Source organism: Arthrobacter sp. NicSoilB8 (genome assembly GCF_019977355.1).
Classification (GTDB): Bacteria; Actinomycetota; Actinomycetes; order Actinomycetales; family Micrococcaceae; genus Arthrobacter.
In genome coordinates, this window is sequence record NZ_AP024655.1 from 1,111,120 (window position 1) to 1,134,690 (window position 23,571).

At 60.5% G+C, this 23,571-nt stretch carries 15 protein-coding genes; 7 read left to right on the plus strand and 8 right to left on the minus strand.

Features of this window, described 5'->3' with window-relative positions:
- Nucleotides 1-66: 66 nt before the first annotated feature.
- On the plus strand, nt 67-3,222 hold the full coding sequence (locus LDO15_RS05050) for a DEAD/DEAH box helicase (protein WP_223984652.1): 3,156 nt from the start codon (nt 67-69) through the stop codon (nt 3,220-3,222).
- A gap of 63 nt (nt 3,223-3,285) precedes the next feature.
- Complete coding sequence (locus tag LDO15_RS05055) at nt 3,286-3,945, plus strand: hypothetical protein (RefSeq protein ID WP_223984653.1); 660 nt, start codon at nt 3,286-3,288, stop codon at nt 3,943-3,945.
- Nucleotides 3,946-4,734: 789 nt separating this feature from the next.
- Here the strand turns inward: LDO15_RS05055 and LDO15_RS05060 are convergent.
- From LDO15_RS05060 to LDO15_RS05085, 6 genes are all read right to left on the minus strand, one after another.
- Nucleotides 4,735-5,106, minus strand: a complete 372-nt coding sequence (locus LDO15_RS05060) for a hypothetical protein (protein WP_223984657.1) — start codon at nt 5,104-5,106, stop codon at nt 4,735-4,737.
- Nucleotides 5,107-5,499: 393 nt separating this feature from the next.
- Nucleotides 5,500-8,919 (minus strand): Swt1 family HEPN domain-containing protein, encoded by a 3,420-nt coding sequence (locus LDO15_RS05065; RefSeq protein ID WP_223984660.1) that lies wholly within the window; start codon nt 8,917-8,919, stop codon nt 5,500-5,502.
- A gap of 1 nt (nt 8,920) precedes the next feature.
- A complete protein-coding gene (locus LDO15_RS05070; RefSeq protein WP_223984662.1) occupies nt 8,921-11,743 on the minus strand; it encodes a DUF1156 domain-containing protein in 2,823 nt (940 codons plus the stop codon).
- A gap of 90 nt (nt 11,744-11,833) precedes the next feature.
- Nucleotides 11,834-15,343 carry a helicase-related protein gene (locus LDO15_RS05075; RefSeq protein WP_223984664.1) on the minus strand — a complete coding sequence of 1,170 codons (3,510 nt, stop codon included), beginning with the start codon at nt 15,341-15,343 and terminating at the stop codon, nt 11,834-11,836.
- Between the two features lie 895 nt (nt 15,344-16,238).
- Nucleotides 16,239-16,754 (minus strand): hypothetical protein, encoded by a 516-nt coding sequence (locus LDO15_RS05080; RefSeq protein ID WP_223984667.1) that lies wholly within the window; start codon nt 16,752-16,754, stop codon nt 16,239-16,241.
- Between the two features lie 95 nt (nt 16,755-16,849).
- Nucleotides 16,850-17,062: a hypothetical protein gene (locus LDO15_RS05085; RefSeq protein ID WP_223984670.1), complete on the minus strand. Its 213-nt coding sequence runs from the start codon at nt 17,060-17,062 to the stop codon at nt 16,850-16,852.
- A gap of 332 nt (nt 17,063-17,394) precedes the next feature.
- Here LDO15_RS05085 and LDO15_RS05090 point away from each other — a divergent pair, with 332 nt between their 5' ends.
- The 5 genes from LDO15_RS05090 (at nt 17,395) to LDO15_RS05110 (ending at nt 21,056) form a co-directional block, all read left to right on the plus strand.
- Entirely contained in the window at nt 17,395-17,808 is a 414-nt protein-coding gene (locus LDO15_RS05090) for a hypothetical protein (RefSeq protein WP_223984673.1), read from the plus strand.
- 987 nt (nt 17,809-18,795) lie between these two features.
- The gene (locus tag LDO15_RS05095) at nt 18,796-19,125 is read left to right on the plus strand and encodes a hypothetical protein (protein WP_223984675.1); all 330 of its coding nucleotides are present in this window, start codon (nt 18,796-18,798) and stop codon (nt 19,123-19,125) included.
- A gap of 142 nt (nt 19,126-19,267) precedes the next feature.
- Nucleotides 19,268-19,522, plus strand: coding sequence for a helix-turn-helix domain-containing protein (locus LDO15_RS05100; RefSeq protein ID WP_223984678.1), 255 nt, complete (start codon nt 19,268-19,270; stop codon nt 19,520-19,522).
- A 36-nt stretch (nt 19,523-19,558) separates the two neighbouring features.
- Nucleotides 19,559-19,810, plus strand: a complete 252-nt coding sequence (locus LDO15_RS05105; protein ID WP_223984681.1) for a hypothetical protein — start codon at nt 19,559-19,561, stop codon at nt 19,808-19,810.
- Nucleotides 19,811-20,786: 976 nt separating this feature from the next.
- Nucleotides 20,787-21,056: a hypothetical protein gene (locus tag LDO15_RS05110; protein WP_223984684.1), complete on the plus strand. Its 270-nt coding sequence runs from the start codon at nt 20,787-20,789 to the stop codon at nt 21,054-21,056.
- Nucleotides 21,057-21,170: 114 nt separating this feature from the next.
- Here LDO15_RS05110 and LDO15_RS05115 read toward each other — a convergent pair whose 3' ends face one another.
- Nucleotides 21,171-21,560, minus strand: a complete 390-nt coding sequence (locus LDO15_RS05115) for a hypothetical protein (protein WP_223984687.1) — start codon at nt 21,558-21,560, stop codon at nt 21,171-21,173.
- Nucleotides 21,561-22,403: 843 nt separating this feature from the next.
- Nucleotides 22,404-23,054 (minus strand): helicase associated domain-containing protein, encoded by a 651-nt coding sequence (locus tag LDO15_RS05120; protein ID WP_223984689.1) that lies wholly within the window; start codon nt 23,052-23,054, stop codon nt 22,404-22,406.
- Nucleotides 23,055-23,571: the final 517 nt, after the last annotated feature.

Below are 23,571 nucleotides of genomic sequence, written 5' to 3' on the forward strand. Positions count from 1 at the left end.
CCTAAATGACACCCCGGACGCCAGACATTGTTCGTATTTGTCGCTGACACCAAATACCCTGGCGCAGTGACTAATTTAATTGGGGGCGTGGCAGCGGACCAGCTGCCTGAGGGCTTGTACGAATTGCTCAGCACCGACCTACTTGCCGGGCGACTAGACCGAGCGGCAGAACTTCAACCAGTCTTCGCAGAAATCGAAGACGAGAACACTCCGGATATCCTTTCCCGCCACGTCGCCGACGCCGTCCGCCAAGCCCTTGCGGCAGCCAAACCCACGGAAAGAGTGGCCCTCACAAACAGGCTCCTCCAAGAGCTGCAGCACAGCGATCGCATCGCTGAAGGCCCCACCCAGCTTCAGTCCCTCCACCTCCCAGACACGCTCAAACGCCGCAACTTGCGCCGCCCCACCACCAAGCTAAGCGACTCGGCCCTGCTCACGAACAGCAAGGACGATCCGAATCTCGCGGCCGAGCTGAGGACCGAAATTGAGTCCGCCAACACGGTGGATCTGCTCTGCGCTTTCGTCCGCTGGACAGGCCTCCGCCTGCTCCATCCGGCGCTTGAGGAACTCAAGGAGCGCGGCGCCAAACTCCGCGTCATCACCACGACTTACATGGGCGCCACAGAACGCCGCGCCATCGACGAGCTCGTGACCCGGTACGGGGCCGAGGTGAAGATCAGCTATGAAACCCAGGCGACGCGACTGCACGCCAAGGCCTGGCTGTTCCGCCGCGACTCAGGATTTGATACCGCATATGTCGGCAGCTCGAACCTCAGCCAAGCGGCTCTCCTCGATGGCCTCGAATGGAACGTCCGGCTCAGCTCTGTCGGCACGCCGGCTCTGCTGAACAAGTTCGAGGTCACCTTCGACAGTTACTGGGCGCAGCGCGCCTTCCAGAGCTACGATCCGGAACGCGACGGCGAAAAGTTGGATGCCGCCCTGGAACGCAACGGCGGCCGGCGGACGGCAATCCCCGGGGCAGCCACCGGGCTCGAGGTCCAGCCGTTCCTCCATCAGGAGGAGATGCTTGAAGACCTGGAGGCCGAGCGGCTCAAGGGTTTCGACCACAACCTCGTGGTCGCAGCGACAGGTACGGGGAAGACCGTCATCGCAGCCCTGGACTACAAGCGCCTGTGTGAGGCGGCCGGCCGTAATCTGAAGCTGCTCTTTGTCGCCCACCGCCAGGAAATCCTAAAACAGGCCATGCGCACCTACCGTGACGTCATGCAGGACGGCGCCTTCGGCGAACTCTACGTCGGGGAACACAAACCCGGGCAGTGGAAGCACATATTCGCCTCCGTCCAGTCGCTATCATCGCTGGGCATTGAACAGCTGGCACCGGACTTCTTCGACGTCGTCGTCATCGATGAATTCCACCATGCCATGGCACCCACATACCGTCGGCTGCTGGACTACCTGCAGCCGCAGCAGCTCCTCGGACTGACTGCGACGCCGGAACGCGGCGACGGGGTCGACGTCGCCAAGCAGTTCTTCGATGGCCGGACCGCCAGTGAACTGCGCCTCTGGGACGCCCTGGACGCCGATTTGCTGGTGCCGTTCCACTACTTCGGCGTCTCCGACGACGTCGACCTCAGCCAGCTGGAATGGAAGCGCGGCAACTACGACACCGCTCAGCTGAACAACCTTTACACCGGCAATGACGCCCGCGCCGCCAAAGTGATCCGCGAACTCACCGACAAGGTCACTAGCACCGAGCAGATGAGGGCCATCGGCTTCTGCGTCTCGGTCCAGCACGCCCACTACATGGCCGAGGTGTTCAACCGCGCCGGCATCGCCTCTGTTGCCGTCGACGGCGGAACCGACGACGCCGACCGCGCGGCGGCGCTGGAGCGGCTCCGTGCCCGGGAGATCAACTGCATTTTCGCCGTCGACCTCTTCAACGAAGGCCTGGACCTGCCGCAGGTGGACACCATCCTGATGCTCCGGCCCACACAGAGCGCCACAATCTTCCTCCAGCAGCTGGGGCGCGGGCTTCGCCGAGCCGAGGGCAAGGCCGTGCTGACTGTCATGGACTTCATCGGCCAGCAGCGCCGTGAGTTCCGCTTCGATCTGCGCTACCGGGCGCTGACCGGCTACGGGCGCAAGGAACTGGAAAAGGCGGTCGAGGACGAGTTCCCGTACCTGCCGTCGGGCTCGCAGATAGTGCTGGACCGAGTGGCGCAGAAGGTGGTGCTGGACAACATCAAGGCGCAGCTGCGGTTCAACCGGGCGCAGCTTGTCCGAGACATCGCCTCCTACGCGGAGACCGAGCTGCATGCGTATCTCGAGCGGTCCGGGAACGACGTGAAGTCGATTTACCGGTCCACGAAGGACTCGTGGACCGGGTACTTGCGCACGGCCGGTTTGATCGAGGGGTTCTCTCCGCTGGAGGCAGTCATCACGGGGAGGATTCAAGAGCTCTCGGACGCCGACGAAAAAAAGCTCCTCAGCCGGGTGGCGCGTCTGATCCATGTAGACGATCCAGAACGCGCCGATGCCTACTCGATGCTCGTCGGCGCCGACGCTCCCCGCTACGCAGACCTCGGCATGCGCGAGCAGACCTTCGCCCGCATGCTGTTCTACACGCTTTGGGACGACGGCGGCGGCTTCCAGTCGTACGACGCCGGCCTGGACTATCTGCGCGGCTACCAGTTTGTCTGCAGCGAGATCCGCCAGCTCGTGAAGCTCGGCGCAGCCGCGTCAAAGCACGCCGCCAAGGGCCTCGGCGCGGGGCTGCAGCATGTTCCGCTGCTCTCGCACGCCACCTACCGGCGCGAGGAGATCCTGGCCGCGCTGCAGTACGGTTCGCTGGAGCTCGGCAAGAACGTCCAGCACCGCGAGGGCGTGGCCTGGTGTCCGGCGACGTCCACGGACGCCTTCTTCGTCACCCTGAACAAGGACATCAAGAAGCACTCGGCCACGACCATGTACAGGGACTATGCCATCAGTCCGGAGCTGTTCCACTGGGAATCGCAGAACGCTACGCCTGCCCATAGCCCAGTAGCTCTCCGCTACTTGGATAGAGCGTCTCATGGATCATTGATTCTCTTGTTCACCCGAGCGACCGAGAAAGACGAAACCGGGCTGACCATGCCCTACTCCTGCCTCGGGCAACTGGACTACGTCCAGCACAAGGGGGAGAAACCGATCGCGGTCACCTGGAAGTTGCATCGGCCGATGCCGGCGGATGTGTTTGCAACGGCTGCTGCGGTGGCCCAGTAGCGAAAAGGGCTACGCGGTGTGTGTTCCCACGCATCGGCGGCAGGCTTAGTTTAAGGTGCGCAGATGGGTGCGGATCAGCGAAGCGAAACCGAAGAACAATACGGACCGAGCCCAGCAGGGCATTTGTCAGACGAAGCGTTGTTGGCTGAGCTGACGCGTCGGTTCAGGGCGCTGGCCGATGAATTGGATATTCTCCGGACACTTAGTCAACAGTCCGACAACCAAGAATCGGCCGGGATCGCACCTGAGACCCCGGAGACTGCGGCCGCGTTGCTCGAGTTCATCAACTCCGGCGAAGACATGGACGGGCCAATGGGTGGATTGGATCCTTATCGCGCCCAGAAAGTGGCACACCAGCGGGCGAGGGTGAAGCTAGCTCGAATCTGGGGCCGCGCCGCTCAGGAGCCTTCCAATATGCAGGGCAATGGACAAATATATAGATCCCTGTTGTCACGGGAGGCTGGCGTGCCTCGAAACACAATGCGGCCCCATATCGCTGCCGGTCTCAAACTCCATGGTGCGGGGCGCCTATTAACCACCGCTGCGCCTTCCGATGAGGATATTCGCATCGTGGAGGACTCCGTGGAGGACTCCATGGAGGTCGACGTTCGGCAGAGGAAACGCGACCTACGCGCGGGCAGGCAGGACAACGTGAGGCTAGTTTTGAGGAAGCGTCCGACTCAACGTCTGGCGACGACGCGCCTGGTAAATAAAGAGTTATGACGACGCGCCTAGTAATTGAAAAGTTGTAAGGATACGTCGACTTGCCTGTAGGGGCGTCCCAGACGATAGAGGCGACGCCGTCGGCGTCTAGGTCGAGGCGGGCCCCTGAGCCCGCCGGCAGCCACTCATCCACGGCCTGAAGACCCAATAGTGAGTCTTTGGCTGCGGTGTTGTAAGTTGAACGATATTTGGATTTCCAACGTCCACAGGGGAATCGATGGCGTCTGGTGCTCGTTCGAAAGACGCAGGGTGGCAGTGTCCGGCCTGCCGGAAAACCCTGGCGGCCCGGCCCCTTGCCGGCAGGGTCACAAAGCACGCAAACGGGAGAGGCGATTTGTGCATAGGCGTGGGCAAGACGGCCGTCGACCTATCAGCGAATGCGGCGGCGAAGGGCGGCCAGAGGACTCGAGGTAAGGCCATAGCCCGGAAGAAGAGTCCCAAGTCGGTGCCCCGCCAGGCGTTTCCAATAAAGCCATCAGAACGGGCGGTCACGGGAGTCAAGGGACGCCCTGAGATGCTTCCCAGTAAGAAGGCAACCGGCGCGTTCACTCTTCCCAAAAACCGTATTAAAGATGAAGATCACTGGTCGCTTTTTCAAGACGCCCCTCGCCAGGACATCGAAACCGACGGCGGTTGGCGCAAGGTAAGGCTTGGCACTTCACAAGGCACTGGGAAGCGGCGCTGAGCTCTGTCCTGGCCTCACGGCCGCAAATACAGCGGCTTGATCTCGGCTCCGTCCCTGATCAGCCCTAACAAATCATCCTGCCGGGCCTGGCCCCGCGTCAGCCGCTATTTCGCAAGCCCGGCAAGCATCTGCTTGGTTCTGGGCACGTCGCGGCTCAACGGGTGGTCTAGAAGCCGCCGCTCGATCTTGTGCTTTCCCCGGTAGATCCAGTGCGGAGCGAACTCATCAGTTTCGTGCTCTGTCTGTGCGGCGACCGAGTCTGCAGCCACCCTGAAAAGGGACTGCCACGGATTAGTGACGTCCGGCTTCAAGACGTCGCGACCGTGACGGCACGCCACATAAGAGCTCGTGAGCACGCCTCGATGCGGATGCACGACACCGGCTGTGCGCTTGTTCTCCAGGACGTATGGTCTCTCCGGCGGTGACGGCTTTGCTATGCGTACACGGTCCGTGGTCGCCCCCGACTTCTTGTCCATGGGGACGTGTTCAGGGTCGACTCCTGCGGCACGCAGTGCGTCCAGCTGGCGGGCGAGGTCCTGTGTGGCGGTCCAGACCGGCGCGCGTATCCATTGTCCGTTCCCGAACCGTACGAAAATTGTCTTCGTACGCCCCGAATACGGCGGGACTTTTGGCATAGGGAACGGACGCCATGACTTCACGGACTTACGGGGTTTGTTACGACGGCGGAAAGTAGCGGGGACGGTCTTCGGTTTCCGAAGAAACGGGACATTGGTCGACACGCTAGGGGGTCAAGGGGCGGTTGAATGCAGAATTTGTCCTTTCCGGGAGGGAAACTGGCCGGTCACAATCGCAGCTCTCCTGGCCAATAGCCCAAAGCGCTTGGGACTATTGGCCGGTTGCGACGGCGCTCAGGCCTCCTCGAAGCCCTGCTGGTCGAACCTGAGCTGCGTCGCGTTCTCGCGTACTGTGCGCACTTGTTGCTCTGAGAAGCCCGCGGGGGCCATAGCGGTGATTTCGATGCGTACCTCTAGTTGGACTCCCTCAACCGCATCAAGGTGCGCTAGCACCTCCTGCTGCACCTTCGAAAAGTCAGCTGCATACTTCTCAGAGTTTAGGGTCTTTACACCGAAGAATCGTCGTTGTGTCGGCTTTGTCGGGGGCGGCGTCATGGTAGCGCCTCCGGTCCCAGGAGGGGCGGTCGTCGAGCCACCATTGGTCTGGTTTGGGACAGGCGTTTGGCTCTTGCCGATCCCATCGGCGGTTCCGTCGATACATTCACCGGCGCTTTGGGATTCTTTGGCTCGCTGCTGAGCGGCATGCTCGGGTTTTACGAGAAGAGTGTCGTCGGTAAGATACACCTTCTCGGGCTTCTCCTGCGGTAGCCAGAGGGCGATGTATCTCTCGGTGGCGTCGTCAAACGCGTCGGCGAGAGCGAAGGCGTCGTTCTGCCAGAGCAGCACATCGGCTGCGCCCAAGACGGCCTTCTCTAGGACGGAGCGGTCCTTCAGGCGTTTGAGGTAGGGGTGCTGAGCGAACCAGTTCCACAAATCGCCGAAACGAACGTGACCACTTGCCCATGCGCTCGAAAGTGGACCATCGAGGGCCATCCGAACCAGCTGGGTACCCAGAATTTCGGTGACCTTACCACCTGTCTTTAGGGTCGAGGTAACTCGTTCTGCAAGCGTGCCGCCCATGTCGCCGATGCGAACGAAATCTATCCGTGGCGCTTCGCCAGGGACTGCGTTGGGCACCAAAGCGGCAGTGTATGTCGCCCGCAGACGAACGTCGACGGCGTCGTTGAGCTGATTAGCACGAGTTACGGCCTGATTGCGCTGCTGTGGGCTTAGCTCGAGCTGATCGGCCTCACTGGCGATTGACTTCCATGCCTTGTACTCCCTGACCACACCCTCGAGTTCGGGATACCGGCCGCGGTCGGGTGCCACCAGGATTATCATGTTTCGCCGCTGTCGCTGAGATGATCCGACTTGGGTCAGCAATTGCTCGGCGAATTGTCCAGCAGCCGATGCCTCTTTGGTCCACTGGAATCGTGGATGCAACAGGACGAGTCGGAGGGCGTCGGAGTCGGGAACGTCGCCGGTATCGGTGGGCGCGGCGTGGATACCAGCAAAGGCACCCTTGTTCTTCCGCGACTCGGCGACGAGCCGGTCTGCGATCTCGGCGTGCACGTCGGCTTCGCGGTAACCTTGCGATCGGTCGGTCGCCACGCGAGAAACTGAGGCGGCCACGTCGTACCAGTACCGGTCGCCGTCCTCGTAGAAGTATGTCGCTCGCTGTCCCAGGAGTTCGCGGGCGTCGCCCATGTGACTCATAACGTCACCAGGCACGGCAGCGCCGAGACGCAGGTGCTGAGCGTCGACTCCGCGATGGGCAGCGCGGAGAGTCGGCACCGTTGCAATGAATACTGTCCGCGCGATGCGGCGGGTGAGCGCGCGGGCTCCGAAAGAAGGGCGCTCCTTATCGATAAACACAGGCGTCGACCCTTCCCCGTCCACATCCTTGTCCACGATAGGTTTCCAGTTGTCATCTAGGTACTTGGTGATCTCGCTGAACACCTGCGTGTCATTTACTGGCACTGATCCTGGCGCGATCAGCGGGGCGGTGTCGCCGACGTTCCACAGAGCATTGATCACGACGCTCATCAATCGTAGGACACCACGTGTGCGCTGGAACTTCGGAAGCGCCGACCAGTCCTCATAGAGTCTGTCGAAAAGCTCCGGGTGGATTGGGTAAGCGGCCCTGAATCGTGCCTCATATTCTCCGGAGGTGGTCTCTCGCGGGAAGAAGCCAGTATTTTCCTGGTAATACTTCACGTACTGCTTAGCCACAGCCGCTATGTCGGCCAGGGCCGCGGCATCGGGCTCTTGGAAGAGGCGTCGGCGGACGATCTCGAACGACTCGATGTTGTTCGCTGGCCGCCAGTCGTCACCGTTGCGGCCGATGACCTGCTGCAGAGTTTCCAGAGCCACGTGCCCGTTGGGTCCGCCGACCTCAAGGGCCGAGCCGCCTCCGCCGTCGTCTAGGCTGTCAGACGCCGGGACGGAGACGACAAGCATGACACCGGGGGTGGTCTTGGCCATTTCGGTCAGATGCTGGGCAAATGTGTGCTGGACTGAGAACGATCCGCCAGGCAGATCGTCACGTCCGACGAGTTGGCGGGCGTAGGCGACCCACTCGTCGATCAAAATCAAGACCTTCGTTCCGGAGGTGACGGCATCGCGAATGATTGAGTCCAAGGCTTCCCCCGGGTCGGCCGCGTTTGCGTCAGCGTTGGCTACCCGCTCGAAAGCGGAGCGGCCACCGAGCTGCCATGCGAGCTCGCCCCACAGCGTGCGCACCTGTGTCCCGTCATCCTTGACGCTGGGCTGGCCTGGAGAGAACCTCGTGCCTACAAGCGTTATCCGCTTCACATCTAGTGAAGCGAGTGGGTCGCCGCCGTTACTTCCGAGGGTGGAGTAGACCAGATCTTGAACGCCTTGGGGGAGCGAGGTGGTTTCGACGCCGGAGAATAGGTGATACAGCGCGAGCATCGAGTGCGTCTTGCCCCCGCCGAACTGTGTTTGCAGGTTCACAACTGGGCTGGCACTGGCGTCACCCGACAGCCGGCGCAGGGCACGTTCGAGCAGATCCTCCAGACCTGACGTTAAGTACGTGCGGGCGAAGAACTCGCAGGGGTTGGTGTATTCGGGTGAGGTGCTCAGGTCATTGGCGACGGCATACAGGTCTGCAGCAAACTCCGCGGCACTGAACTGCCCCTTCATCACGTCGGGGTGTGGAGTGATGACTTCCCGCCAAGGCTTTATCGCCGTCCCAGCCACTGCACCTGGGACATTCACGGTGTTTGTGGCCCTCAGGACGCGATTGCGGGTCTGCTTCTCAAATACGTCGCGCTGATGTTCGTAGTGCAGCTCGCCTGCCTTCTTGGCCTGCTCGGCAGCACCCACTGCCTCGAGTAGGCGCTCGATGGTATCGAGCGTTCGACCGGTGTCGTCACTATCGAACTTTTCGCCGTGGGCCCAGTCGTTCCCTGCCTTCCGGAGCTCCGTCGCGAATGCGCTCTCCACACGGTTGAGGTCATTGGCGAAGACGCGCCAATCTTCAGTAATAACTCGCAGAAGGAAACGTGGGTCGTCGAGCGAGTGCGTTGGGATCTTGCCATACTTCTGTGCGTCCCGCGCAGCAATTACATCGACCCAGGCCTTGTGGGTTGACGGCATGGACTTCTGCATACGCTCGTCGACCCAGCCGCGGAGGCCGTCGGCGAGCAAGGCGAAACCACGACCCACCTTCTCATTATTAGTCAGTGCCATCTCAGTCCTCGTCCTCATCGAAGTTGAAGGTGTCTTGGATTGCTGGCGGCCGGATGCTCCTGGCTGTCTGTGAAACATCCGCCCATGCGCCGCCGAGGCCATTGAATAGGCTTGCTGTACCAGCGTCTTTCGACTCCATTAGCTCGTACAGGCGGGTGGCCAATCGGTTCACTGCGTCGATGTTGACCTTCGGTCCAGCGCTGGCCATAAGTCGGGCTGCCGCCTCGCGGCCCTCCGCCGCGTAGACTCGGGCGAGGTGACAGGTGACTTCCCATAGGGAAAGTCTGTCGTCAGTTGCAGGGTTCCATTTCGCATCGAGGTCCTGCGGTTTGACGAGCGAAACCTTGCCGCCTCCCGACAAGATCACACCACCGCGCGCAATGCCAGCGACGGAAAGGCCGAGAGGGACTGATAGTGACTCGGCATCGCCGTATGGACGGGTTGACCATCCGTACGATTTGAACCAGTCGAGGCAGAAGCGAGTGTCAGGATCGAGGTCCGTGTCTTGCTCGCTCTCGATTGCGTCAAACGTCTGGTTGATCAACGCCAGCGCCGTCTTGACCGATACGTGCGTGCCATCGTCCTCGAGTACTCGGCTGTACCGTGAGAAGACAGCCATCCCTGGACCGAGCACGGTTTGACGGAGGTCTGCCGGTGCAATTGACCCCTGGCGGATCTCGGGCAAAGCGTGTTCGAGCTCCCGATGCAGCGCGGCGAGAAAACCTGACCGATCAGTTGCTGGGGCGCTGATTTCCCGAGGCCGCAGGGCAAGGACGATTGATGAAGCTAGAGCGTTGGCGCTTTGTCCTCGCATGCGCGACTCCATTTCGGAGCGCACGGGCCATGTTGCGGTAATGGTCCAGCCCTGCCGCACTAGTCCTTCAAGGAAGGTAGACCAACCGGTACTTGCCACTCCTTCCTTCTCAAGCTCGGCTTGCTTGAAAGCATAGAAGACGGTTATCGGGTAGTCGGCCGACGCAGAAGCCCGTGCATGGCCAAAGACTCTTTGAAATCCTTCTTCAAAGAACCGCTCAGCGTTTTCGCCTCCTCCGTGCCGGAAGGGCTCGGCCACCAATTCTTCAGCCTTGGGAACGAGCATGGTGGAAAACAACGAGGGATGGACATCGCGGAGAGTCTTTCTGAGCCAGATGTAAAAAAGATCCGAAAGATCCGCGTATCCGATGTTGTCGTAGTACGGCGGATCAGTAGCGATGACGAGGTTGTCGTAGCTTCGCTGAGCTGCATCTGCTTGGGTGACTGTGGCGGGGCCAGAAGCGCGGCTCAATTCCAGGGCTCGCGCAACGGCTTTAATCGCTGCGTCAAACGAACCGCTGCTTGATGCCAGGGTGTTTGCCTCGGAAAAGTCCCAAGTCCAGGTAACGGACTGGCGGCCATAACTCTGCTGAGATACTTGCCCGTTGCTCTCCCATCGGCAGAGAGAATTGGACCAATCAGCGAGTCTAGACAGGGCCAGGCCCAGATAGGTAGCAACGACGTCGGCGTAGGCCTCGGCCCCCGAACCACCGTCCGAAAGTCGCTCGCCGGCGTCGAGATCTGCAGCAAGGGCGTCTTTGACGACCTGCGAACGTATCTCCCTTACCAAGTCGCTGAGGGTCGTGAGTGCTAGCAACTGCCGATCAGTGAAAATGTCCGTCCACTCGGACATTCCGTAACCCTGAACGCGGAATCCGAGAGCCGCGGTTGGAAGGTCCCCGGCTGGGCCGTCGGTCGGCCGCGGCACATTCGAATGCTCTGTGTGTTCCAAGGTAGGTGGTAAATAGATGCGCTTGCGATTTCCTTGCGCGACCACGGCCATGAGTTGTGTGCCAAGGCGCTTGGCCTTGCCCTCTGAACGAATGTGCTTGAGTTCAACGGCCGTCCCGCAGGCTATGCAGGTGGCACCGGATTGGCCAACTGTGCCTTCTGTGACCCGTGGTGGGGCCGACTTAGGGTCGTGGCCAATGCTAAAGGTGACCCGTCTGCCACCGGGCGCACTGGGGTCATCAATGATGGCCGGAATGACGAAGGCTTCCTTGCCCTTCTTCTTGCTCAGCCACCATGTACTGGTGAGTGGCATCTGTATTCCGCACGCTGGATTCCAGCATGTAACGAGCCGAACCCAAATCCAGGCAATTGCTGTTGCCGTTTCGCCTGACGGCAACTTAGCGGGCGGGTACAGATGCCCGATGCGCTGCGTCGCTCGATCGCGAAGCAGCGCGCCATAGCGGCGCACATCCTCAGCGAGTCCCAGGGCCCGCGGCCAGCCGCCGAGCGTCGACTCGGCGGCGCCCGGGAAAACCGGCGACGATCCTGAGAAAATTGGTGGTAGTTCGATTAGCGCCTTGTTGATCAGCACAGGGACCGGGTTAAGATCGCTGGCGTGGGCATGTAGCCCAAGTCGTTGGGCCTCCAACGGAATCGCGCCACCGCCGGCAAACGGATCCAAGATAGCTGGCGGAGCGCCGCCAGTCCATCGGCGTATCTCCAAGCGGGCCTCATCGAGGATTGCCTCGTCATACGTGGAATCCCACTGTACAAGGCGAACTAGGAGCTTATGGAGTCGGCGACGCTCGACCGCGATCTCTTCATCCGTACTAAACAGCTCGGGATGAGAGGAGGGGTCGTCCACGAGTTGTGCGAAAAGGACGGCCCGGGCGGCGGTTATGGGTCGTCGCGCCCACCAATGGTGGATCTGCTGGGGCTTGCCTACCTTCCTGTCTTTTTCCGCCTTGAGCGCTTCGTTCACCTTCTCCAGCGGCATCGAAACCTCAATGAGCTTGCGGATGGGTGCTTTGTTTGCGGACGCGGGCAGGGAGAAGTTCACCTGTCAAATATATGGGTAGTTGTTGATAACGACCGCATAGAAGCGCGCAGCGTCGGAAAACCGGTCGGATCCTCGGCGAGAGGAGGCGCGCTAGTGCGGTGCCACCCCGCGATCCCATTCTCTCTTCCAAGGCCGCCGTAGATCGTTTGTGTATTCGTCGAGAATGAGGTCGCGGAACGGGTCAACTACGTAACGGATCTCGTCGGCAGAACCGTCGAGACTGCTGGTATCGACTGCCACCAGTGCAAGCCGGTACTGGGGATGTGTGTTCTTGCCCGTGATCACCTCACTGAAAGTGACGGTAAAATCCTCTGCGCCCAGCACACGGCCCTTGACTTCGATGAAGATCGTCGAGCCCTCGGGAGTTATGGATTTAATGTCGAATCCCTTGTTGTTGTGGGCCATCTCGATGGGGAGACGGCCAAGGCTTCGCTCGGCAGCGAGGACAGCGTCGACGGCTCGACGCTCGGTGAGTGAGGTGTCGAGCGCTCTACCCAAGGCCTCATCGGTTTGCGCCGCCCCTTCATTCGGCCCAGGCGGCGAAAGCTCAATGGTGCTGAGGGGAAGGACAAGTGCCGCGCTCACAACCCTGGGCGGGCGGACCAGCACTTGCTCCTCAAGGTTCAATTCTGCGAGACGGCGATCGAGGCGCACCTCAAGTTCCTGCGCCCGTTGTCGGGCCGTGGCCGGGGAGAGACGGATCCGCCTCCCGGCGGCCTGTTCTTCGGACAGCCGGGAGGCTTCTGCGTACCAGTGGTTCATCTGGGCTAGTAGTCGCTGTCGAACGAGCCTGCGAGTGCGTTCGATGGACGGTTGGACTCGAGCGGTGACCTCCGCCCGATGACTGGGCAGACCCTCGCTAATGGCCCACCGCTGTGCGAGCTCTTCGGCTCCGTGGCTGGACCATTGTTGGGACAGGATCGACTCACGGTAGGAACGGATCGACACCGCTGCAGCTGTGCCGTTCTCCACAATTTGCATGTCCAGGTAAGGCGCGGTGCTGGCGGGGCCCGTGCTACCGTCCGGCAGCACTTCTACGTAGTCAAAGCGGCGGCTCACAGGGCTGCCATTGCCATCGACGAGCTCTTCAAGCAGTTGAACTACGAGTCGCGGACTGGAAGGGGCATTGGATGCGTCGATCAAAGTGGCGCCGCAGACCAAGGCATTGCCGAACCTTTCCAAAACGGCTTCCACAAGAGCGTCCATGAGGGGGTGACCAGGGGCGACCAGTTCAGCGGTTGGTCGCTCTGTGACCTCGATTGCGTCGGGCTCAAAGGTGATCCGCGAGTAGCGCGGCGCGACGGGTCGTGTGCTCGTGCGCAAGAATGCTGGGACGTGGGTGATCTCGTACCGATCCCGTTCACGTGCGGAGACACGCCCCCCGAATGCGCGCAAGGCTTCGAGGACGAAGACCTGAACGAAGTGTGGCTGAAGGCGGCGGGCGCGAGCTTCGTCCATCTGCTTGCGAAGGTTCGCTAGCTCCTCGAGGCTGATCTCGGGAGTTGCCAGAGCTCGCTCGCGCATGAGGTCTTCCAGACCATCTGCCACCGACGAATCGATGACAAGGTCAAGCCGAGCGCGTACTTCCGGACGCTCCCCGTAACGAATCGCCTGGACGAGCAGCTCCCGCAGTGGCGTATCGGCGAAGGCGTTCTCACCAAGGACGTCGAAGACTTTGCCACCGTAAGCTCGGCGCTGCTCTTCGATCTTGTCCAGAAGACGCCGGAACACTTGGCCTTCGCGCGTCTGGGCAGCCACAAGATTCCACAAACGGCAGACTTCCCTCTGCCCAATGCGGTGGATGCGTCCGAAACGTTGTTCGATCCGGTTTGGATTCCACGGCAGGTCGTAGTTCACCATAAGGTGTGCTGCCTGTAGGTTCAGTCCCTCTCCGGCAGCATCCGTAGCAACAAGAATGTGGCATCGTGGATCGTTGGAGAACCGCGCGCGGATGTTCCTGCGTTCTGCATGAGGGGTCGCCCCCTCGATGACGACAACAGCGTCATCGTCGCCGAGCAGCGTGCGTACGCGGTCACGCAGGTAGACGAGCGTATCCCGGTGTTCAGTGAAAACGATCAGTTTGTGGGGAATTCCAATGCTGCTCCTGAACCCGTCGTCGCGGGCTTCAAGCACGAGTGTACGCAGCTCAGTCCACTTGCGATCCTCTCCCGACGTGCGGACCTCCTCGGCAATCTCTTCGAGCCTGGCGAGCGAATTGAGCTCCGCATCGAGCTCTGAGGCCGTGCGTGCCGCAGTCGCGGCGTCGAGGACTTCTTCTTCGATGTGCTCCAGTTCTTCAGGCGAGAAGTCTTCGTCGGGAACAAACTCGTCATCCGCGAGAGCCCTCTCGACCGAGAACTCAGGGAAGAAGGGAACGTTCAGAATTCGATCACGATGTGAGCGCAGCCGCGCTGACCTGCGGCGGATGCTTTGGTAGATCGCCTCAGGGCTGGAGGCAAGGCGACGCTGGAGGACGGTCAGAGCGAAGCCAACGGTGCGGCGGCGGCCGGTGCCTTCATCCAGTCCGTCGGCACGGTTCATCTCCGTGCGGACGTACTCGGAGACCTCATCGTACAGTTTGAGTTCAAGGGGGGAGAGCGTGTATTCGACCGTCTCGGCGAATCGTTCGGGAAACAAGGGCTTCCCTTCGAAGGTGAGCAGGTCCTCCTTGATCATGCGGCGCATCAAACCAGAGGTGTCTGTTGAATGCACGCCCGGACGGTACTGGCCGGCAAATCGGTCAGGGTCCAGGAGGGCTAGGAATGCCTGGAAGTTTGCCTCGTTGCCCGCGTGCGGAGTCGCTGTCATGAGCAAGAGGTGCCGCGTCACCTTCCCGAGAGCCTCTCCTAGTTCGTAACGACGGGTGCGCGTCAGCTCGTTTCCGTACCAGCGGGCAGCCATACGGTGAGCTTCATCAACGATCACCAGGTCCCATTCGGACCTTCCCAAGGCTTCGAGCCACTCCTCGTCGCGGGCAAGCTGGTCCATGCGTGCGATCAGTAAGGGGTTTTTACGGAATGGATCGCCTTCAAGGTCCGCCGCAGCCAGCGAACGGGTCAGGATAGTTAGCTCGAGTCCAAACTTCTCTGCGAGCTCGGTTTGCCACTGATCCACGAGGCCGCCGGGCGCGACGATTAGGCACCGCTGTACATCTCCGCGTAGCAAGAGTTCTTTGAGGTACAGGCCGGCCATAATCGTCTTGCCGGCACCGGGGTCATCCGCGAGTAGGAAACGCAGCGGCCCCGGCTGGTCGAGAAGTGTGCCGTACACGGCTCGGATTTGGTGGGGTAAAGGGTCGACCGCGCTCGTCTCTACCGCGAGCATCGGGTCCGACAGCCCAACGTACTTCATCCGCAGGGCTTCAGCAGCCAGTCGGAACTCAGCACCGTCGGCGTCGAACGTCCACCTGTGGGGAGTGGCTTGGGCCTGAAGTCGGGCGAGGTCCTCCGCAAAAAGGATCTGCTCATCGAGCGCGCCATCTTCATGCCGGACGGTGACTTGAACCGCGTCGGCGCCGATCCGAGCCGCCGAGACAACAGTAGCGGGCCTAGATCCCAAACCAGTGACACGGATGCCTGGTTGCACTTCGTCGGCTAGCATGGCTCCTCCTCCAGCGCCGTGTAAGGTGAATCGGCGTCACGAATAATCTATTCGACAACTCGGACATCGCCTCGCAACAAAGACTGCAGAACATCCGAGGGGCCGAGTTCGCGGCGCTCCCTGATGAAGGGAAGAGCGTAGAGGGAAGCCCCTCCGAACCATGCCGAGTCGACAGAGACCTAGACGCAGCTATCGACAGAGAAGTCAGTTCGGCACCAGCGACGATTCCCCAGCCTCTCTGCGCGACGAACATCATCGTGCAGGCGAACCATTTGGGTCCCGTCCGACACTAGGCCTCTGACGGAGTGCGCATCTGGAGGGCCGCTGCCAAGGCGAGGGGGAAAGCCAGCCCGGGATAAGCACGATAAGTGTGTCGCTGCCATCGCGAGGGATGACGGGGGGCTCCGCCGACCCACCAAACCGCCAGCCCTCGATTAGTTATCTGGTCCTCCAGCCACTTCACCTGAGCGAGATGATGCTCCGCGGCAGTGCCTGTGGGTTTGCTGACCCCATACGCCAACAGCACCGCTGAGGCTTCGTCGAGGGCCCGATTAAGGGAGGGCCGAGCTTCCAGCCAACCTTCAGACGAAACTCCGGCTACGGCAATCCCACCCGTCCGATGCGTTGGGAGGCTGAATAGATTGGCCATCTGACAATATTCAAACTGCAGAAGGCCCCTGGCCTGTTCGGCGCGTGCCAGAGTGCGGTGCCCATCAGTTGTAGGTGGGTTGCTACCAATCAGCAAAAGGGTTCCTCGGCGTCTGGGTGCTTCGGTATCTCTTGATTGCATGGAACAAGGCTACGCGGGACACAAAAGAAACCCCGCCAGTCGCAATGACCGGCGGGGTTTTCTATTGAGCAGGAATCCGGGAAGTCCATCTGCCTCGGCTCTCGGCTAGTGCTTGCCGGCGGCCAGTAGGTCGGCGGCCAAAGAGTCAAACATGCGACCCGTGCGGCCGTCGTTGGTGACACCCTTGCTCGGAAGCGACACGTAGGCAGGCGGCATGCCTCCAAATGTCGCAGTGAAGGACACGTATTCCTTGCTCGCGGAGGTGTCCTCTGCATAGCCGAAGTATTCAACATGATGCACTGCCAGACCTTGTATTGCGGTGCGTGGGACCATGTGAACCACTCCATCAGGCAGCCTCTGAAATCCCCGCTCCCGCGCTGCGCTCAAAGCACCCACAATCACCATTTCAGCCGTGAGGACAAGGGCGGAATAGCTAATAGTCGCCTCGGTTTCATCAACCGTTGCAACGCAGTGCTCAACCGTGGCGTCGCCAATGCAACGCGCCAGCCACCGCTCCAGGTAGACGGCCTGGCCCTCGGCATGGTTGAAAGCCGATCTAGGCCAATAGTGGTTAGCTGCGGTCAGGTGTTCGTTGATTGCATCGACTATCTTCTTCGTCATTGGTTTCCTTACCCCAAGTCAGGCGCCGGGCAGATCGCTATAGCGCTACGGCGTCACCGTACATTGCAGCTCCGACAGAAGCGGTTGATGCTGGCCTAAGCGGGGATGAACCCGGGCGGGCGGTCGCCCCATTGGATGCTGCGCAGGTTTTCGGGGCAGCGGTGGTATTCCCGGATGTCCCATTCGGAGTCGTTTACGCGCTCCACGTTGCCGGCGGGTATCCACGCCCAATGCGGGTGCCTGCCGTCGTCCGCCCATGAAAAAATGTGCGAGGGGTTCCAGCGCTCCGCCACCGCGTAAACAGTCACCGTGGCGCCGTCAGCTAGGGGAACAGTTGCAAGCGCCCTGGGTTAAGCACCATAAGTCCATGACTTAGCGTCTTCCGGCGCGTGCCCTGTATCCGGTTTCAGATACTCGTACGTTTGGCCGCCGTGCGTGAAAGATGCCATGGCCCGAATATACCGGCGTCCAACTCTCGCGCCCTCCAGCATCCTTTGCACGGCGCCCACATCTATCTTCACCACGTCTCCGAGGTTACGGGCAGGGCGCGACAATGAGCTGAGGTGGATGCGCGAGAGTGTTGGCTGGGCATACTAACCTAGGACTCAGCCAAGCAACGCACGGACAAAGGATTGAACGAATGAACGCACAACAGCCCGGCCCGCCTACGGAGGACTACGATCACAGCATCCCTCTGAAGGCTGTGAAGGTTTATCCACCCGCGACCGAGGCCGCCTCCCCGCGAACGACGACGTACACGGTTCGCATTGAGTTGAGCAGGAACGGGTCGGTATTCGAGAAAAAAGCCGTCGAGAAGTTCTTCCCCCAGGGGCGCATATACGGGAACACGCTGGAACTCCTTGACACAACTGTCGAAACAATCGCAGAGGGCGCCTCTCTCGTCTCAAGCCAGCTAACAGCCTTGGAAAAAGAGGCCAGGAAAGCAGCGGACGCTGAAAATGAACTTCAGCGTCAGCGCGACGCGGAAGCGGCAGCCGAAGCCGCCCGCTATGAAAACCTCACACGTATGGCTGCGGAGGTCCGTTTCGACTGACATGGCGACGCCGGAACCCCCGCCAGCATGGTTATCTGACCGAGCCCATGACGCCATGACCTGAGTTCTACGCATATGAGTATTGTTCATCCGCAAAAGGTCCTGAAAATGAATCCCGTATACGGTTTTTGACTCGCAATGGTATCGCGCTCCTTGCCCTAGGTTTCGCGATTGGTGTTGTGCCGCCCTACTTTGGCGGCCGATTTGTTCCTGAGTTCGGAACCGCTTTGTTCAGGGGGTTTCTGCGGCGGTCTGCTCTCAGTCCCTGATAACTCCGACAATTTTCTCGCTCCTGTGTGCGGTGCCATGCATAGCAACGCTTATTTGAGCCGCTGCATTGAAGCAGCACAACAAATAGGCAACGGGCGGGGTCTAGCGGTTGTGTTTTCCGAAGTCGTCCGGCCGAAAGCTGCCGTCCAGGACAGCCGCCCAAATTGCCGGACCTTCGCCCCCGCCCGACGTGGTGCCAGCTATCCGCGCGCGGTAACAAACACCGCCTTTGAACCATGCCCGGACCTTGCCTCGCGGCGAATCGAAAGACTGCTGCACGATCAGGTAAGGGTCGGCCTCAAGAGGGACCACTACGGGCCCTGCAACGCGCCTCCTAGCCATGAGTCGCAACCGCGCTACGATGAGCCGCCCACCGGCTGTCATTCGCCTTCTGAGCCCTGATCTGAGCCACAGTCAACGGCTTCGAATCATCCTCTGCCGGCAAACCAAGAGCGCTAATCGTCTTTGCCAAGGAATCCCGATGCTTACGGATTTCGTCGTACACACGGGACACAACAGGCTGGCCCGTGCTGCCCTGAGTGATCAAGTCGCCCTCCAAAATGGCCGTTCTGAGGACTTCCAACTCATCCACGGTCCTGCAAGCCTCCAATAGCAACCGCAATTCAGGCGGGGTCCTGGCGACTCGATGGCGAGGGTGTATGCATGTTGAGCTGTACTCTTTTCCTTGCACTTTCAATCAAATAAAGGGGGAACTCAGTGGAGTTCAAATCATCGGCTTTCATCTTCGTGACGGGCTTCGTTTTGTTTGTTGTCGGCGGATTCATGAATGCCATGGCGATGTCCGTGTCGATTACGAGCGCAATGACACGAAGCATTTACTCCTCCAGTAGCAACGGCGGGGCAGTCGTACTAGGACTCTTGGGTAGCGTCTTCGCGTTGACCGGCCTTATCCAGATGTGCATGGGTGCACATCGTGCACTTTCGAAGATTGATGCGTTGCCCGTTCCGGCTGTTGTCGAGACCGAGCGGGTCAGCGTTCCGGCGCAACCGGCAGCGGCGCCCACGTCGGATCCGGCCGAGGCCTGAGCATGAGCATCCCACCACGCCCGGACGGGCGAGGTGGGATATTTCTTTCTCCGAAGGGGCCGCACCGCAACATCCAGGCAAAAGTCGGGCCGAGTAAGACACGCCTGAGGGTGGCGCTGCGCGTTGTGGTTATGGTTGTCGGGTGACTGATGATATTGCGCCGAAGCGCCCGAGGTTCTTGACGATTGACCAGGTAGCTGAGGAGTTGGCTGTGGGTGCGCCGACTGTTCGCCAGTTGCTGAAGACGGGTGAGTTACGTGCGTTGCAGATCGGGGGCCGCGGGATGTGGCGTGTAGCTGCAAAGGACCTTGAGGACTACGTCGAGCGTGCGTACCGGGTAACCGCTGAAAAGATCACTGCGGGAGAGCTGCTAGCTGACGAGGAAGTCGGCTCTTAGTCATAGCGATGGGGTTGTTCTGACAGGATGAACCACATGAACAATGCAGAAGAACGTGAAGCAGAGCGAACCCAAAACGAAAACATCCTGCGCGAGTTTGATTCTGAGGCGCTTCTACGCGCCGAAGGGACAATCAGTGGCGAGGAACTGGCGAACAAAGTGACCGCTAAGAACGCCGCGACAGCTCGTCTCGCCGAAATGGCAAAGGAAGATGCCGCAAACAAAACAAAGCCCAAGGATGTGCACACGGAATTGCTGGTTTCTCAGGACGGCGAACTCAACTTCTAGCGCGGTAGCTTGAGTGCATGACTATTAACCTTGGCGATCATCTATTCCGTGAGGTCCAGCGTTCTCCCCTCGAATTCCAGTATCGCGGTCGCGACCTTCGCCTTACACCTGATGGTCCTGACCGCATTCAGATCCTTGACGACGATGCGCCTCTGGCGTTCTTGACTCGGTATTCAGAGTCCGAGTCGGGAATACTGCGCCTCGGTAGCCCCAGAAATATCTTGGCGCCCTTGTACAGGACCTTGGATGAGGCCTTGAACTCCTTGCGTTTGGACTAGCTCCGACCTGTTGTGCCCGTAGCCGTATTTATGTAGCTGCGGGCACAACGTTTGACCGTGGGCCAGACGCAATCATGCAGGAGCCGCCTGCTTTTCTGGTGTCCTAGCCTGCTGCCGTCGTAGGTGTCATCTGTTCCGCTGTCCAGCGGATGTGTCCGTTGCCGGATGCTCCAGCCGTGACGGTTTGGACGTACAGGTCGAACCCGGTCGTAGTGACGTTGGCGGCGACTGCGATTAGCCGGGTCTGGTCGGTAGCTAAGATGACTACCGGTGCAAGGGTGAACCTGCCCGCGGGGAACGCCTGAGCATGCGGACCAGTCAAAGCGGACGCGCCAACAGCACCAATGTTGGTCGTGCCAGCAGCATTCGCGTACGAGCGCGAGTACCGGTGCCAGATCCTGCCGTCCCAAATCTCCAAGGGCAGGCCAGTCACATCGAGGCGGCAGACGACCATGCCCGGGAACTTTCCGGTCAGTGCGTCCCGCTGGGTCGAGCCAGCGGCAGGTATAACGCGTTGGCTTTCAGGAACGCGGGGGCGAGGTCGCCGGTCAGGTCGTACGGGCCCGAGTTCGTGGCACCGGAATGCCGTTCTGCAAAGTCTGGGGCACGGCCAGTTGTCCTTCTTATTGGTTGGTCCGGTCGGTTTCGATAGCCAGGGTGGCTCTTTCAGGTTGATTTGGGTACAAAAAAGGCCCGCCATGAGCGGGCTGTGGATGATGCTAAATGTGTGGCGTTCTTTTCGAATGACTAATGAAAATGACGGTCTCCTCGATCGCCGCGTACTTGCCGCGGAGAAGTATGGCGAGACGATGCGTAACTGGGACAAGGTTCACAGCGCATGGATGAGAAACGAGGCGTCTATTGAGGAGGACATCGTCGCTTGGCAGGAGCGCAAAGCGGCTTTTGACGAATTGAGGCGTATCGAAGAAGAGCTCGAAAGCGAGAAGCCCGTAGAGCCGAACGCTTGAACGCCGGGGAGTCTTCCTAATTCCGCGTTTGGGCGTTACAGTCGAGCCTGTAGTGCCCCAAAAGCTGAGGATCGATACTCGGCCTAGGGGCACTCAAGGCTTAAGCAGGTTGCCTCACTTGTCCGAGTCGGCGAGGGTCTGGATCTGGGAGTGGAGGTTGTACATCCCGAGTTCGGACGGCTTTTCGAGGTGGAAGGCTAGGGAGTTTTCGAATGCCTTACCAAGGTTGTTTTCGTTCTCCAGGCTGTGTTGGTTGAGGTACCAGAGTTCTTCAACCATTGCGCCATAGTACGGGTGCGCTTCGATGTAGGAGTTGGCGACGTTGGCCCAGTCGGCTTCGAGTGCACGGCTCACGACTGCGGCGGCAAGGATGTTGTCCCCTGAGAGCTGGCCGCTGTCGAACAGTTGCACTGCTTTCGCTTCGTCATTCGTTCCGAGGTTCGCAATCCTGTCCTGGGCGTCACGGTAGGAGATGACGTCTTGCGGGCCGGGGTTGTCAGACATGCCGAACACGGTTTTTCGGATGTGGTTGATCCTGTTGGTGCGTGTAGCGGCTTCCTGTTTCTCAACCCTGCTTACTTCATGCTTGCTGCGGAGGTAAAGAGCCGTGATTTGAGCGCGTTTGCCGGGACGCGCTGGAGGCCCAGTGCGGTTCCCGTGTGGAATCCTGGCGGCGCAACACCGCCGGCTCGGTCGCACGCCTGAAGCCGACGCAGCGCCAGGAATTTGAAACCATCTTCGCCCCCATCGGTTCCGCATCGACCAGCAACCTAGGTATGCCCGAGATGATCTCCAAGAAAACGGAGACCCTCAACAAGGAAACGGCCTGGTCGAAGAGCTCCCGTTGTATGCGGGGCACCGCTACGCGCTGCCCGACACCAAGCTGTACCCGGACACCTTCACCGGATGGGACGAGAGCGTGCTCGAAGCCGAGCAGTCTTCGGGCACATTGTTGGGCTGGTACCGGAACCCAGTGGGCGGCAGCCACGCGCTGTCGGTGCACTATCTGGACTCCGAAGTGTCCAAGAACCTCTACCCGGACTTCCTGTTCTTCCACGATGACGGTGATGACGGGGTAGCCATTGACATGGTGGACCCCCACAACCACTCCTTGGCGGACACAGCACCAAAGTGGGCCGCCTTGGCCCGGTACGTCCGAGAGCACGACGGGGATTTCCGCCGAGCTGCGATTGTCATCAGGGACGCTGCAGGAGTGCTGTCGGTCGTCCAGCTATCCGGCCAAACTGACGACAGCTTGGAAAAAAGGCTGGCCGCGGCAACGTCCAAGGAAGCCATTGAGCAGCTATTCCGCGAGATGGGCGGAAGCGTGCCGGAGTGGAGCATTGTTTATCTGCGGGGCGGTCGCCCGCGAGTCCGTCCCGTCTTCCAGCCTGGAATTGCATCGTCCAGGAGCTTGATCTTCACGGATTCGAGCTCGCCAAGGCGGCGCTTCTGTCGCTGGGCATGCAACCACACGCCCAAGGTGTGTTCCCGCTCAGAATCGCATTTCTTGTGGCGGGGCCAATCGTTGCCTTCGGCTCGGAACTGCACGAGCTGGGCGAGTAGTTTGTGCCACCTGGCTTCCTCGGCCGCCGCCCTGGGGTCCCTGTCCCATCCGGGGACCCGTGCAAGGCCTTCGCCGTAGGTGGCGTGTAGGGTGCCTTGGTCTACCTCGCGCCGTCGGTCGGAGAACCACCTGGCCATTGACCGTTCGGACTTGTCCATTGAGCGGTCACGGGGGAAACGGTCCTCGGACGCAACCCACATGATGATCTCTTCCATGCGGGCGAGAGCCGCAGGGGAGGGGGCAGATCCGGCAGTGGCGGCGGCCAGATGGGCGGCTTCTAGCTGCGGATCCCGGCGTCGCGCGACAACGAGGTGGTAACCGACAGCGGAGGGTTCGGCACGCACCAGCTCAGCGATGCGTTTCCGGCTCAGCCCGAGCCGGTACATCAACACCCACTCTGCGTCAGGGGCGCGCCGCAATCGCTTGTCCATGATGGGAGATATCCTGCCACAGTGCCGGCTCGAAACGATGCGCCGAAAGATGTACGACCGAAAATCGCCGGACAGCGCCTGGACGTGATGCATTTCGGGAGTCGCGAGAGCATCGGCGGGGGCTTACATAAAGAACATAGAAAATATAAAGCTGTATAAAGGAGGGTCCGTCGAGTGCCTTTTCGAATAGGCTCCCGGCCTGCGTCAGCCAGTTGGGCGAGACGATATTGCGTACCCATGAGCGCGCGACAGCCGTGGGTCCTGACAGCGCACCATCACGAAGGCGATTCGATTCGGGGGCGTTCCGGCGCCGTTGCGGCCTTCGGGATCACGACCCCCTCAGCTTCCGCAAGTATTCGTCCTTCGTGACTTCGCTGCGCAAGTACGCATTGATGTTCTCCACGGTCTGACGGGCGGGATGTAGACCATCCAGGGCCCAGCTGGCCATAACGTCCATGGTGAGTTCGCGTTTCTGCTCAGGGGTCAGGACGGTCAGCTTGTTCGGCGGCCGTGGGCA